Here is a 12,946-nt window from a genome sequence, read left to right on the forward strand (position 1 = left end):
CGGGCCTGCTGCCGGCGGGAAAGCCGTTCTCCGGGTGGGCCATGGCCTATCCGATGACCTGCCTGGTGGCCCACCTGTCGTCGTGAGCTCGTTGCCGTCGGGGGAAAGCCTCTCTTTGGAGGGGCAACTACCCCTCCACCGGGAGATGTGATCCGGCACACAGAACGGTACCGTTCGTTCCTGGCGCGTTGCCTCGCCGAGCTGTTCCCGGCAACGCGAATACCGTAACAATCCCGGTCGGCGATGGCATCACAGGAGGAGATGCTGCCGTGCTGGTAGACCGTCAGACGCGTGCGGGACAAACATTGCCCGCGGTCATCCCGTCGAGGATCTCCACCGGCAGTTGGTGAGCCTGGCCAGAGCGGGCGTGAATACTCGCGCCCGCGTTTCGCCCTGGATTATCCGGTTGCCGGAACGGCTGTGATGAACCGTGACGCGCACACGGTCCGCCGAGTGCGCGTCACACCGCCGGCCGGCTCGGTACGTCGACGAAAGGAGGCATGGGCATGGCCGGTTCCACGGGGAACGGCTGGCTCGACGGCGTGGACATGACCGCCGTGGTGCGCGGGAGCTCGCGTGGGTTCACCGTGCTCGTCCTCGGCGGGCTCATCGCCCCGGCCGTGGCGACGGTGTCCGGGGCCCTTGGCGTGCTGATCCTCACCGGTTCGGCCGCGACCGCCTTCGTGGCGGCGGCGCTGCGCCAGGGAACGACCACCGACGGTGGGCGACATGGCGCGCTGGCCGCGGTCGGGGCCTATCTGCTGGTACTCCCGCTGGTACTGCTGGCGCAGGCTGGACGGAATCCGGCGCAGATCTCGATGACCCTCGCCGCCGCGGTGGTCGTGGGGTTCGTGGCCGGCTCGGTGACTGCCCGGCGGCGGCCCGCCCACGGCCGCGCTGGTGGCGCCAACACCCACAGCGCCGCCGCTGGCCGTAACGCCGCCGCTGGCCGCAGCGGTGCCAGTGGCCGCAGCGGTGCCAGTGGCCGCAGCGGTGCCGGCAGCCACAGCGCTGCCAACGGTCGCAGCGGTGCTGGCAGCCACAGCGCTGCCGGCGGTCATAGGGGTACCGGTGGCCATAGTGCTACCAGTGGCCGTGCTGCTGCCCCTGGCCGTAGCGGTGCCGACAGCCGTGGTGGTGCCGACAGCCGTGGTGGTGCCGTCAGCGTCAGCCGCGGGCGCGGTGGCCGCGTCGGCGCGCGGTCGGCGGGTGAGCGCGCATGAGCGTGCCGGCCGCGGCCGCCCCGTCGGTTCCCGGCACCCGCCGCCGGGTGCGCAGGAACAAGGCGCCGAAATGGGTTGGCGCCGTCCGCCGGCCGCTGCAGCAGGGCGGGGAGATGGTGCAGCTGGCCGGGCAGGTCTTCGGCAGCGCCATCCGTCACCCCGTCGGCTACTGGGGCGCCGTGCGCGACCAGATGTTCGACATCCTCAAGCTGTGCTGGATACCGATGATGGTGTCCTGCACGGCGTTCGGCTTCGGCGCGCCGGGCCTGCAGGGCGGCAACCTCTTCCTGCTCTTCGGCATCCCCGAACGTCTCGGCTCCTTCTTCATCATGGCCAGCGTCCGCGAGTTCGCCCCGTGGATCAACGCGATGGTGGTCGCCGGTGTCATGGGCACCGCGATGACCGCGGACCTCGGCGCCCGCCGGATCCGTGAGGAGATCGACGCGATGGAGGTGCTCGGCGTCGATCCCATCCGTACCCTGATCGTCCCACGGGTGCTGGCGATCACGCTCATGACCGGGCTGCTCGACCTGGTCGCGCTCGCGTTCGGCGTGCTCGGCGGCTACCTGGCCTCGGTGTGGGTGCTCGGTGCCAACAGCGGCGCGTTCTTCGAGAACTTCTTCGCCAACGCCACCGTCACCGACGTGTGGGCCAGCGTCGCGAAAACGACGATCTTCGGCCTGCTCATCGGGGTCGTGTGCTGCTACAAGGGCCTGCACACCCAGGGCGGGCCGATCGGCGTGGGACGCGCGGTCAACCAGGCCGTGGTCATCTCCTTCGCCGCCATCTGGATCTTCAACTACGTCTTCACGACCATCTTGCTCGGGCTCAACCCCGACATGCAGGTCTTCAAGTAAGGGCCGAACGATCATGACCACATCAGTGGACGAGTTCGACCGGCGCGGGCAGCCGCGTGTCGCGGCGCCGAAGCCGCAGGATACCGTGATCACGCTGGGCGGTATGCAGCGCGGGGTGAAACAGGCCGTCACCACCGGTGGCGAGATCGCCCAGTTCTCGGCCCGGACCATCCGCGACTTCGGCGACATCCGTCACTACACCTCGGAGGTCTTCCACCAGGCCGGCATCCTGATCCTGTCCAGCGGCCTGATCATCTGGTCGATGCAGTTCATCATGGGGATGCAGTGCGGGCTGGAGGCCAGCTACACCCTCAAGCAGATCGGCGCCCCGCTGTACTCGGGCATTTTCAACGCCTACTGCTCGCTGCGCGAGATGGCGCCGTACATGTACGGCTACATCTTCGCGGCGAAGGTCGGCTGCGGGCTGGTCGCCGAGATCGGCTCGATGCGGATCGCCGACGAGATCGACGCCATGGAGGTCATGGGCGTCCGGTCGCGCAGCTATCTGGTCGGTACCCGGATCATGGCCGCCTGGATAGCGATGCCGTTCCTGTTCACGGTCGGGCTCGGCCTCATGTACATATCGATGTACCTGGTGACCGTCGTGCAGCTGGGCGGGGTGTCCGCCGGCGGCTACAACTACATATTCTGGCTCTACCAGAATCCGCTCGACTTTCTCTTCTCAATGATCAAGATGTTGTCGATGGGCACGACGATCGTGTTCGTCAGTTGTTACTACGGCTACACCGCCAGCGGTGGATCCGTCGGGGTCGGCAAGAACACCGCGAAATCGATGATGCTGAACATGGTCCTCATCCATGTCATCGGGCTGCTCACCACGCAGCTTTTCTGGGGGCTCAGTCCCAACGCCCCGATCGCGAACTAGCGCCGACTGGTAGCCGTCAGGAGGACAAGTGCCTACGCAGAATTCTGCCGAGATCATCCCTGGGATGTCGCTGCCCGAGCCGGGGCTGCCGGACCCCGACCGTCGCGTGCACAGCATGGAAGTACGCAACGTGCACAAGGCGTTCGGTGACTTCCGCGTGCTCCAGGGGCTGAACCTGAACTTCGTGGACGACGCGATCACCACGATTCTCGGCCCGTCCGGTACCGGCAAGAGCGTTATGATCAAGCATCTTGTCGGGCTGCTCGCACCCGACGCCGGTGAGGTCCTCATCTTCGGCCAGGACATCTGGCGGATCTCCGAGCGCGAGCGCTACGAAATACGCAAGCGGTTCGGCGTGCTGTTCCAGGACGGCGCGCTGTTCGGGTCGATGAACATCTACGACAACACCGCCTTCCCGCTGCGCAAGCACACCGACATGTCCGAGCCCGAGATCTCCGACATCGTGCTGGAGAGGCTCGCCGAGGTGGGCCTGGAGCGGTCGCTGACCAAGTATCCGAGCGAGGTCTCCGGTGGTATGCGCAAGCGCGCCGGTTTCGCGCGGGCACTGGTGATGAACCCGGACATCGTGCTGTTCGACGAGCCGGACTCCGGTCTGGACCCGGTACGCACGAGCCTGCTCAACGACCTGATCCTGGAAATGCACAGCCGGCACAAGGGCACCTACATGCTGGTGACCCACGACATCCGCACGGCGCGCAAGGTCAGCGACTACGTGGGTGTGATCTGGAAGGGCAAGGTCATTCACTACGGCGAGACCGAAGAGGCCTTCAACTCCGACAACCCGTTTGTCCGGCAGTTCCTGTCCGGCGAATCGGCCGGGCCCCTGGGAATGGACTGACAGAGGATGAGAAGGATCGGGCTGGTCGCGCTGGCCGCCGTGGCCGTGGTGGTCGCGAGCGGCTGGACGCTGTTCGGCAACGACTACCGGGTCGGGGTGCTGCTGGGGTCGGCGACCAACATTGTCAAGGGCGGCTCGGTGATGGTGAACGGCTTCGAGGCCGGCTCCGTCTCCGATATCAAGGTCAAGGACGGCAAGGCGTACCTCGAGCTCACCCTCGACTCCGGCCATGCGCCGCTGCACTCCGGCGCGACCGTCTCCGTCGCATGGAAGGCGCTGCTGGGGGAGCGGCTGGTGGAGGTCCACGACGGGCCGTCGGGCAGCCCGCGGATCCCGTCCGGGGGGATGCTCGAGGGGACGATGGACCAGCCGATGGAGCTGGACCAGATCCTCAACGCGCTCGATCCTGAGACCCGCGCCCACCTGTCGTCGCTGGTACGCGAGCTCGACGGCACACTGCGCGGCAACGAGCAGGACGTCCAGGCCACCGTGCGGTCGGCCGGCCCCGCGCTGTCCGCCGTGGGCCAGGTGCTCAAGGGGATCGGCACCGACGGCCCGGCGATCAAGAACCTGGTCGTCACCCTGAACCAGCTGACCGGCACGCTCGCGGCCCGCGACGACAACCTGCGCGGCGTCATCAACGACCTGACGCACCTGACCTCGGTGGTGGCCGGGCAGCGCCAGCAGCTGTCGACGTCGTTGCAGAAACTGCCCGGCACGCTGGACCAGGCGAACAGCACGCTGGCCGTGGTACCCGGGGTCGCGGACAAGGCCGTGCCGCTGCTGAACGACCTGCGTCCCGCGACCGAGAAGCTGCCGCCGGTGTCGCGCAACCTCCGGCCGCTGCTCGCGGACCTGCGCCCGGTCATCGCCGACCTGCGCCCGACCCTGGTGGCTGCGGACGAGCTGCTGGACATCACACCCGGGCTGCTCGACCAGGCGCACGCCGCCGTGCCCGGGGTCACCGCCGCGACGGACTACCTGCAGCCGGCGTTCGCCTTCCTGCGCCCGTACACACCGGAGGCGGTGTCCTTCCTCAGCCAGTGGGGGTCGTCCTTCGCCAACTACGACGCCAACGGCCACTACGCGCGAGGCCACATCCAGGCCAGCGTCGCCAGCCTCGACAACAACCCGGGCGTGCTCGTGCCTGGTCTGCGCAACGACCCCTACCCGTTGCCCGGCGCCATCGGCAACCAGCCCTGGACCGACGCCTTCGGGAGCAGCGCTCGATGACGAACCCGAGAAGGACGAGCCCGAGAAGAAGGAACCTGGCGCCCAGCCGCAGCCGCAGCCGCGGGCCGCTGCCGCGGCTGGTCGGGGTCGCGCTGGTGACGCTGCTGGCCACCGCCGCCACGACCACCGGGCTGGTGGCGAACGGCAGCCCGTCCAGCTGGGTGGTGCACGCGAGGTTCAACGACGCCAGCCCGCTGCTGACGGGCAACGAGGTCAAGCTGAAAGGCGTCAAGGTCGGCCGGATCGCGGGCATGCGGGTGGACCCGGACGGCCACGCGGACGTGACGATGGAGCTCGACCCGGCCGCGATGCCGCTGCACACCGACGCCCGGCTGACCGTGCGTCCGCTCAGCCTGCTCGGCGAGCGCTTCCTGGAACTCGACCAGGGCAGTCCGGCCGCGCCCGCGCTGCCGCGCGGAGGTGTGATCCCGGCCACGCAGACCGGGCGGAACACCGACCTCGACGAGGTGCTCAACACCATCGACGAGCCGACCGGCGAGTCCCTGGCCGCGCTGGTGACCGTGCTCGGCGAGGGCCTGCAGGGCAACGGCGGCAACATCGACGACGCCGTCCGGGCGCTCGCGCCGGCGATGCGCGACACCGGCTCCCTGGCGAAGGTGCTCGACGAGCAGAACACCCTGCTGAACAACCTGGTGGACAACGTCGAGCCGGTCGCGGACGCGCTCGCGCGCGACGGCGGCAGGACCCTCGACGACCTGGTCGGCTCCACCCAGCGGCTGCTGGGCACCACGGCGGCCAGGCAGCAGGTGCTCGAGCGGACCCTCGCGGAGCTGCCGGACACCCTCGCCAGCGCGCGGGCCACGCTCGCCGAGCTGACCTCGACGGCGACAGCCGCCGTACCGACCCTGCAGGCGATCCGTCCCACCACCGACAACATCACCCGGATAAGCGCCGAGCTCGACCGGTTCGCCGCCACGGCCGACCCCGCGCTGGCGAGCCTGGACCCGGTGCTGGCGAAGGCACAGTCGCTGCTCGACGAGGCCAGGCCGGTGGTCAGCACACTGCGCCCCAGCGGGCCGGACACGGTGGCGGCCGCGTCCTCGCTCAAGCCGCTCGTCGGCGAGCTCAGCGACAACATCGTCAACGTCTTCAACTTCATCAAGTACTGGGCGCTGGCCACCAACGGCTCGGACGGGCTGTCGCACTACTTCCGCGGGATGGTCGTGGTCACCCCGGACATCCTCACCGGCCTGGTTCCCGGGCTCGGTTCCAACCTCGGCGTCGGCGGCTCACCGCTGCCCCTGACCAAGAATCCCAGTGGCCAGCCGCTCGACCCGGCGGTGACCGGGCCCCAGCAGCCGGGCGGCGGCCCGGCGGGGGGGACGGGCGGTGTCACCGGCATCCTCAGCGGCCTGCTCGCCCCCGCTCCGACCGCGGACGGCGGTGTCACCGGCCTCAACCAGCAACAGGAGAGTGGCATGCTCGGCTTCCTGCTCGGAGGCAGCTGATGGCAGGCGGGACGGCGGGCTGGGCACGCCAGCGCCCGCTCCTGATCGGCGCCGGACTGGTGGTGGCGTTCGCGCTTTCCATCTACGTCGCGCTCACCGCCAGCAGCGGACTGCCCGGTACGAGGGGGCGCACCGTGAAGGCGGCCTTCGACGAGGTCGGCTCGCTGCGCACCGGCGACGACGTCCGCATCGCCGGCGTCCGGGCCGGGCAGGTCAGGGATGTCCGCATCGTCGACGGCAGACCGCTGGTCACCCTCGGGTTCAACAAGGGGCGCAGGATCTACCGCGACGCGTCGGCGCTGACCGCCACGGTGGCCGCGCGCTCCGCCCTGGGGCAGAAGTACGTGGACTTCCGGCCGGGCACGCCGGGCACCGGGGAACTGGGCCGCAACGAGATCATCCCGGCCTCGAAGACCGGGGACGCCCAGGAGCTCTCCGACGTGCTGCGGGTGCTCGACCAGCCCACCCGCGACGCCCTGGGCTCGACGCTGCGCGAGGCCGGCGGGGGAGCGGGCGGCCACGCCCAGGACTTCAAGGACGTCGCCGGCGCGCTGCCGCAGGAGCTGCCCGACCTCGCCACGGTCTCCCGGGCGCTGTCGGTGGACAACGGCGCGGACCTCACCGAACTGCTGCGCGCCGCCGACAGCCTGTCCCGGTCCTTCGAGGGGCACCAGCAGCAGCTGGCCGAACTGGTCGACCGGGTCAACACGACCCTGCAGGCGCTCGACGTCGACAACCAGGCCCCGCTCGGCGCCACCCTGGACAAGGCCCCGCAGACGCTGGCCGACGCCCGGGGCGCGCTCGACCAGCTGCGCGCACCGCTGGCCCGGACCGGCCAGGCGGTGACCAGCCTGCGGCCGGGCGCCGTCGCGCTCGGCAACGCCACCGAGGACGTCCGGGGCGTGCTGCGCGAGGGCGTGCCCCCGCTGGAGAAGGTCCCCGGCGTGGCGGGCCAGGCCGACCCGGTGGTGCCCCAGCTGACGAAGGTCCTCAGCGACGCGAAACCGCTGGCCCCGAAGCTGGTCCAGGCACTGGGCGACGCCCGGCAGCCGCTGGCGGCCGCCGCGCCGTACGCGCCGGAGGTGTCGCTGTTCTTCAGCTACATGACGGACGCGCTCTCCGACGGGGACGCCGCGGGGCACTGGCTGCGGATCTACCCGGTCATCGGCACCGAGACGGTCAGCGGCATCCTGCCGCTGCGGGATCCGGTCACCAACCGCAACGCCTACCCGGCCCCCGGACAGGCCGCCCGTGACAAGAGCACGTCGCTGCTCGGGAACCGGAGGTGAGGGGCTGACATGGCCGCGATCACAAGACGCCCACGTGTGACGCCGCTGCGGCTCGGGGTGCTGTTCATCATCGTCTCGCTGCTGGCCGGCCTGGCGTTGTTCAACAAGAACCGCATCCTCGTCACCCTGCGGTCCGGGGACAGCCTCGACATCAGCTTCGCCGCCGACAACCGGCTGGCGCCCTACCGCAGCCAGGTCAAGGTGGCGTTCGTACCGGTCGGCGTGGTCACCGGCGTCCGGGAGACCGACAACGGCGACGCGCGGGTCACGGTGAAGGTGGACGGGGACATCCGCGCCAAGCTCGGGACCGAGCCGAGCGCGGTGATCCGCCCGACCACCCTGCTCGGCGGCAACTACTTCATCGACCTGGTCCCCGGTGGCCGGCCCGGCACGTTCACCGGCTCCATCCCGGTGGAGCGCACCAAGCTGCCGGTGGAGCTGGACAAGGTCGCCGCCGCGCTGCAGCCGTCCGCGCTCGAGGGCCTGCGCAAGTCGACCAGCAGCCTCGACAAGACGCTGGGCAACGGCGGGCGCGAGGCGGTCGACCAGCTCGTGGCCCACGCGCCGGACACCCTGGACCCGGCCGCGGCGGTGGCCGGCGCGGCGCTGGGCGGCAACCCCGACACCGACCTGCCCCAGCTGGTGACCAGCCTGGAGGCCACCGCGCGCGAGCTCATCGACAAGCAGGGCCAGCTCGACGCCATCGTCACGGACCTGGGCACCACCACCTCGGTGCTCTCCCGGCGCACGAGCGACATCGCCACCGCGGTGTCCCGCCTGCCGTCCACCCTGGACGCCACCGACGCGGGCCTGGCCCGGCTGAAGACGACGCTGGAGAAGCTGCGCGACACCTCCGGGCCGGCGCAGCCGGTGGTGCGCAGGCTGGACACCGTGCTGGCGACCGCGGACCCCGTGCTGGCCGAGGCACGGCCGGTGGTCAACCAGCTGCGCGGCGTCCTGGTCGACGCCCGCCCGCTCGTGCAGGACCTGGTGCCGGCCGGCCGGCAGGCCACCACCGCCCTCGACGACCTCAGCGGCCCCGTGCTCGACCGGATCGACGGGCCGGTCAAGCAGTTCGTGCTCGCGCCGTACCACGGCACCGGGCCGTACGCGGCGGCCAGTTCGGACAAGCCCATCTACCAGGAGCTGGCATACATGGCCACCACGCTCGCCCGCACCTCGGTGCTCTCCGACCGCAACGGGGCCCTGATCGCCCTGCAGCCCGGTGTCGGGGCGGGCTCGGTCGGCGGTCTGCCGATCAGCCTCGAGCAGCTGCTCGTCGGGCTGTCCAACCAGAGCGGGGCCGCGCTGCAGAAGGGAGCCCAGCCGCGATGAGCAGCGGTGTACAGCGCCTCCGGCGGATCTGGGGGCGGATCGGGAGCGAGCCCGGTCTCAGGCGCAACGTGCTGGCGCTGGTGGGGCTCATCACGCTGGCCGGGATCTCCGGCAGCATCATCCTGAGCAACCAGCGGCTCAGCGTGCCCTGGGACAACAAGTTCACCTTCTACGCGACCTTTGCCGGCACCCCCGGGGTCAGCCCCGGCCACGGCCAGGAGGTGCGCATCGCCGGGGTGGCGGCCGGCGAGATCGTGGGCGCGGACGTCGACAACGCCGGGCACGCCCGGCTCGAGCTCGCCATCGACCCGAAGTACCGGGTCTACGACAACGCCCACGTCGTCCTGCGGCCGAAGAGCCCGCTCAACGAGATGTACGTCGAGCTGAGCCCCGGCTCCGCGCAGCAGGGCAGGCGGCTGCCCGCGGGCGGCACGCTGCTGCTGGCGAGCTCGCAGCGGCCGGTCCAGATCGACGAGGTGCTCGGCCACCTCGACGACAACGCCCGCTCCGCGCTGACCGCCCTGCTGGAGGAGTCCGACGCGGCGCTGGCCTCCGCGCCGCAGGATCTCCCGGAGGGCCTGACCGCCACCGACACGGTGGTGACCCGCCTCCAGCCGGTGCTCGCCTCGCTGCAGACCCGCCGGGATACCATCCAGCGGCTGGTCACCGCGCTCAGCCAGATCTCCACGGCCATCGGCGGTGACGACGGCCGGCTGCGCACGCTCGCCGACTCGCTGCAGACGACGCTGGGCGCGGTGGGGGAGCACAGCTCGGCGGCCGACTCCGCGCTCGCCCAGCTGCCCGACCTGACCAACCAGCTCAGACTGGCCACCGAGGCGGTGCAGGAGCTCAGCGGCCAGCTGGACCCGGCGCTGGACAGCCTCAAGGGCGCCTCGTCGTCCCTGCCCGGCTCGCTGACCAGGCTCGACGGCACGCTGCGGCAGCTGGACAAGACCCTCGACCAGCTCGGCCCGGTCGTGCGGAAGGCCGACCCGGTGGTCAAGGACCTGCGGCCCTACGTCGGGCAGCTGAACGCGGCGCTACCAGATCTGACGGCAAGCACCGGGCGGCTGGACCCGGTCACCGCCACGCTCGTGTCGTACCTGCCCGACCTCGGCGGCTTCATCCTCAACACCCGGTCGATGACAAGCCTGGCGGACGCCAACGGCGGGATCCTGCGCGCCCTGGTCGAGGTCACCCCCAGCTCGCTGCCGGTCACCGGCCTGAAGTCCCTGTCCACTCCGACGGTGAGGTAGACGGTCGCGATGCGGATCCCCCACGCCGTGATGCCGGTCGTCCGGCTGGCGTTCCTGCTGGTGTTCATGACCTTCTGCGCGCTGACGTTCGGCTACCTCTGGGTGAACTCCGGCGGCAAGCTGCCGCTGATCTCCGATTCGGGGTATCAGGTCGGGCTGCACATGACCAGGGTGTCCAACCTCGTCAACGACTCCGACGTGATGGTGGCCGGGGTCAAGGCCGGCAAGGTGGACAGGCTCTCCGTCGACGGCAACACCGCCGACGTCGTGGTACAGCTGAACTCCGCGTACCCCCTGCACCAGGGCGCCGTCGTGCAGGTGCGGGAGAAGACCCTCGTCAACGAGACCTTCCTGGAGATCGCGGACGGCGACGGGCCGGCGCTGCCCAGCGGCGCCCGGCTGCCCGACGGCGCGGGCCGGCCCGCCACCGAGCTCGACGACGTGCTGGCGAGCCTGGACGCGGACACCCGCGCCTCGCTCGCGAGCGGCGTGCGGTCGCTGGGTGCGGCCACCGAGGACAGCAGGCAGAACATCTCCCAGGCGCTGCAGGGCCTCGGCGACCTCGGCCGCGAGGGCAAGACCGCGCTCGACGCCCTGGCCGCGCAGTCGAAGGACCTGGAGCAGGTGACCAGCTCGACGGCCACCCTGCTCGCCGCGCTCAACACCCGCCAGGGGCAGATCGGCCAGCTAGTCGAGGACGCGGACCTGCTCGCCCAGGCCACCGCGGACAACCGCGCGCCGGTGGCGGAGATCGTGCGTAAGCTGCCCGGCGTGCTGGACACCACCAGGAACGCCACCACCGGGCTGCGCGACATCGCCACGGCGCTGTCCCCGGTCGCGAAGAACCTCCAGGACGCCGCACCGGACCTCTCGGCCGCGCTGACCGAGCTCCCGCAGACCTCGGCGGACCTGCGCGGGCTGCTGCCCTCCCTGGACGGTGTGCTGGTCGCCGCGCCGGACACCCTCACCCGGGTGCCCCCCGTCGCCGACGACCTCACGGCGCTCATCCCGAGCCTGCGGGCGGACCTGGCCGACGTCAACCCGATGCTGGCCTACCTGCGCCCCTACGGCCGCGACATCGTGGCGTTCTTCACCAACTTCGGCCAGTCGGCGGCCACCGGTGACGCCAACGGCCGGGCGCTGCGGATCTTCCTGGGCCTCAACGAGCAGTCGGTCAAGGGCCTGCCGCTGAACACCAACATCGGCCCGCTGAACAAGTCCAACCCGTTCCCGCCGGCGGGAGCGTCCACCAGCCCCGGTCCGCGCAACGACCCGTATCCGCGTGTGCAGCCGGACCCGCGATGATCAGGAGGCGATTACCCGCCCTCCTCACTGTCCTGCTCGCTCTGCTGGCCGCCGGCTTCATCGCCGGCGGCCTGGCGAGAAGCCGGGTCGAGACCGGGATCGGCTCGTTCCTGCCGGCCCATGACCGCACCGTGGAGCAGCTCGACGAGCTGGCCTCCTCGTTCGGCGGCGACCCGGTCGTGATCCTGCTGGAGAGCACGCAGCCGCGGCTGCTGCTCGACAGCGACCATCTGCACCGCCTGCTGCGCCTGGAAGGGCAGCTGACCGGGCTCGGCGACGTCGCCGCGGTCTACGGGCCCGCCACGACGCTGAACCAGATCGCCGGGCAGACGCAGGACTTCCTCGCCGAGCTCGCCGGCCGCCGGGACGCGGTGCGGGCCACCGCCGAGGTCACGGCGCGCGATGCCGGCGCGACCGAGCAGAAGGCCCGCGAGGCCGGTGACCGCGCGGCCGCGCAGTTCGACCAGCGCTACGGCCCGCTGGTCGTGCAGGGGCTGCCCGCCGGGCTGCCGACGCTGGGCAACACCCGGTTCGTCCAGTCGGTGGTCTTCGCCCAGGGCCAGGCGCCACGGCCCCAGTGGCGGTTCGTGGTGCCCTCGCAGAACGCGGTGGCGGTGCTCGTCCGCCCGCGCCAGGGCATCGACGCCGGCGCCGCGCAGCGCCTGGTCGGCCGGGTGCGCGACACCGTGCGCGGCGCGGGCTTCGACGGTGTGCGGGTGACGGTGTCCGGGGTGCCGGTGCTCGCGGCCGGTGTCAGCGACCAGGTCCGCTCCGAGGCCCCGCGCCTCGGCGGCATCGCCGTCGTCCTGATCGGTGCCTGCTTCCTGTTCGTGCCGTGGACCCGCCGGCGCCGGCGCCTGCTCCCACTGGCCTCGACGCTGGTCGCGATCGGCCTGACGCTGGCGATCCTGGGCTGGGCGGGCAGGCCGCTGTCCCTGGGCGTGGTGGCCTTCCTGCCGGTGCTGCTCGGGATCGGCAGCTACTACCCGACCTACTTCACCCGCAACGCCCGGCGCCGGGTCGTGCTGACCGTCGCCGCCGCCACCGCGGCGAGTTTCGCGACGTTGCTCCTCTCACCGCTGCCGTTCGTGCGCGATCTCGGCCTGACGCTGTCGATCGGTGTGCTCGTCTCTGCCGGTCTCGGCGCGCTCCTGCCGGCCGTGCCCGCCGGGCCGGCGGGTTCCGGGCCCACGCCGGGCGGGCCCACGCCCGCCGAGCCCGTGTCCGCCGGGCC

At 71.2% G+C, this 12,946-nt stretch carries 10 protein-coding genes and 1 pseudogene; all 11 read left to right on the forward strand.

Going from position 1 to position 12,946, the window contains the following annotated elements; genetic code table 11:
• Nucleotides 1–506: 506 nt before the first annotated feature.
• Entirely contained in the window at nucleotides 507–1,223 is a 717-nt protein-coding gene (locus tag NBX02_RS09825) for a hypothetical protein (RefSeq protein ID WP_250291036.1), read from the forward strand.
• Nucleotides 1,220–2,080 carry an MlaE family ABC transporter permease gene (locus tag NBX02_RS09830; RefSeq protein WP_250283934.1) on the forward strand — a complete coding sequence of 287 codons (861 nt, stop codon included), beginning with the start codon at nucleotides 1,220–1,222 and terminating at the stop codon, nucleotides 2,078–2,080. Before NBX02_RS09825 ends, NBX02_RS09830 begins: the two co-directional genes overlap by 4 nt.
• 13 nt (nucleotides 2,081–2,093) lie before the next feature.
• Nucleotides 2,094–2,966: an ABC transporter permease gene (locus tag NBX02_RS09835; protein WP_250283933.1), complete on the forward strand. Its 873-nt coding sequence runs from the start codon at nucleotides 2,094–2,096 to the stop codon at nucleotides 2,964–2,966.
• 64 nt (nucleotides 2,967–3,030) lie between these two features.
• Nucleotides 3,031–3,825, forward strand: coding sequence for an ABC transporter ATP-binding protein (locus tag NBX02_RS09840; RefSeq protein ID WP_445548348.1), 795 nt, complete (start codon nucleotides 3,031–3,033; stop codon nucleotides 3,823–3,825).
• 6 nt (nucleotides 3,826–3,831) lie between these two features.
• Nucleotides 3,832–5,058: an MlaD family protein gene (locus tag NBX02_RS09845; RefSeq protein ID WP_250283929.1), complete on the forward strand. Its 1,227-nt coding sequence runs from the start codon at nucleotides 3,832–3,834 to the stop codon at nucleotides 5,056–5,058.
• Complete coding sequence (locus tag NBX02_RS09850) at nucleotides 5,055–6,527, forward strand: MlaD family protein (protein ID WP_250291038.1); 1,473 nt, start codon at nucleotides 5,055–5,057, stop codon at nucleotides 6,525–6,527. Before NBX02_RS09845 ends, NBX02_RS09850 begins: the two co-directional genes overlap by 4 nt.
• On the forward strand, nucleotides 6,527–7,816 hold the full coding sequence (locus NBX02_RS09855) for an MlaD family protein (RefSeq protein ID WP_250291041.1): 1,290 nt from the start codon (nucleotides 6,527–6,529) through the stop codon (nucleotides 7,814–7,816). The genes NBX02_RS09850 and NBX02_RS09855 overlap by 1 nt, the downstream gene beginning before the upstream one ends.
• A gap of 9 nt (nucleotides 7,817–7,825) precedes the next feature.
• Nucleotides 7,826–9,151, forward strand: coding sequence for an MlaD family protein (locus NBX02_RS09860; RefSeq protein ID WP_250291043.1), 1,326 nt, complete (start codon nucleotides 7,826–7,828; stop codon nucleotides 9,149–9,151).
• Entirely contained in the window at nucleotides 9,148–10,407 is a 1,260-nt protein-coding gene (locus NBX02_RS09865; protein ID WP_250291044.1) for an MlaD family protein, read from the forward strand. The genes NBX02_RS09860 and NBX02_RS09865 overlap by 4 nt, the downstream gene beginning before the upstream one ends.
• A 9-nt stretch (nucleotides 10,408–10,416) precedes the next feature.
• Nucleotides 10,417–11,712 carry an MlaD family protein gene (locus NBX02_RS09870; protein ID WP_250291046.1) on the forward strand — a complete coding sequence of 432 codons (1,296 nt, stop codon included), beginning with the start codon at nucleotides 10,417–10,419 and terminating at the stop codon, nucleotides 11,710–11,712.
• A pseudogene (locus tag NBX02_RS09875) lies at nucleotides 11,709–12,946 on the forward strand (RND transporter); the annotation flags it as partial. The gene NBX02_RS09870 and the pseudogene NBX02_RS09875, both read left to right, overlap by 4 nt.

Source organism: Protofrankia sp. CiP1_Cm_nod1, assembly GCF_920888515.1.
Classification (GTDB): domain Bacteria; phylum Actinomycetota; class Actinomycetes; order Frankiales; family Frankiaceae; genus Protofrankia.

Bases quoted from the DNA above. Each gene is read 5' to 3' on its own strand.
- NBX02_RS09830 (WP_250283934.1), top strand. From the start codon at position 1,220: ATGAGCGTGCCGGCCGCGGCCGCCCCGTCGGTTCCCGGCACCCGCCGC.
- NBX02_RS09855 (WP_250291041.1), top strand. From the start codon at position 6,527: ATGGCAGGCGGGACGGCGGGCTGGGCACGCCAGCGCCCGCTCCTGATC.
- NBX02_RS09825 (WP_250291036.1), top strand. From the start codon at position 507: ATGGCCGGTTCCACGGGGAACGGCTGGCTCGACGGCGTGGACATGACC.
- NBX02_RS09835 (WP_250283933.1), top strand. From the start codon at position 2,094: ATGACCACATCAGTGGACGAGTTCGACCGGCGCGGGCAGCCGCGTGTC.
- NBX02_RS09845 (WP_250283929.1), top strand. From the start codon at position 3,832: ATGAGAAGGATCGGGCTGGTCGCGCTGGCCGCCGTGGCCGTGGTGGTC.
- NBX02_RS09865 (WP_250291044.1), top strand. From the start codon at position 9,148: ATGAGCAGCGGTGTACAGCGCCTCCGGCGGATCTGGGGGCGGATCGGG.
- NBX02_RS09840 (WP_445548348.1), top strand. From the start codon at position 3,031: ATGTCGCTGCCCGAGCCGGGGCTGCCGGACCCCGACCGTCGCGTGCAC.
- NBX02_RS09860 (WP_250291043.1), top strand. From the start codon at position 7,826: ATGGCCGCGATCACAAGACGCCCACGTGTGACGCCGCTGCGGCTCGGG.
- NBX02_RS09870 (WP_250291046.1), top strand. From the start codon at position 10,417: ATGCGGATCCCCCACGCCGTGATGCCGGTCGTCCGGCTGGCGTTCCTG.
- NBX02_RS09850 (WP_250291038.1), top strand. From the start codon at position 5,055: ATGACGAACCCGAGAAGGACGAGCCCGAGAAGAAGGAACCTGGCGCCC.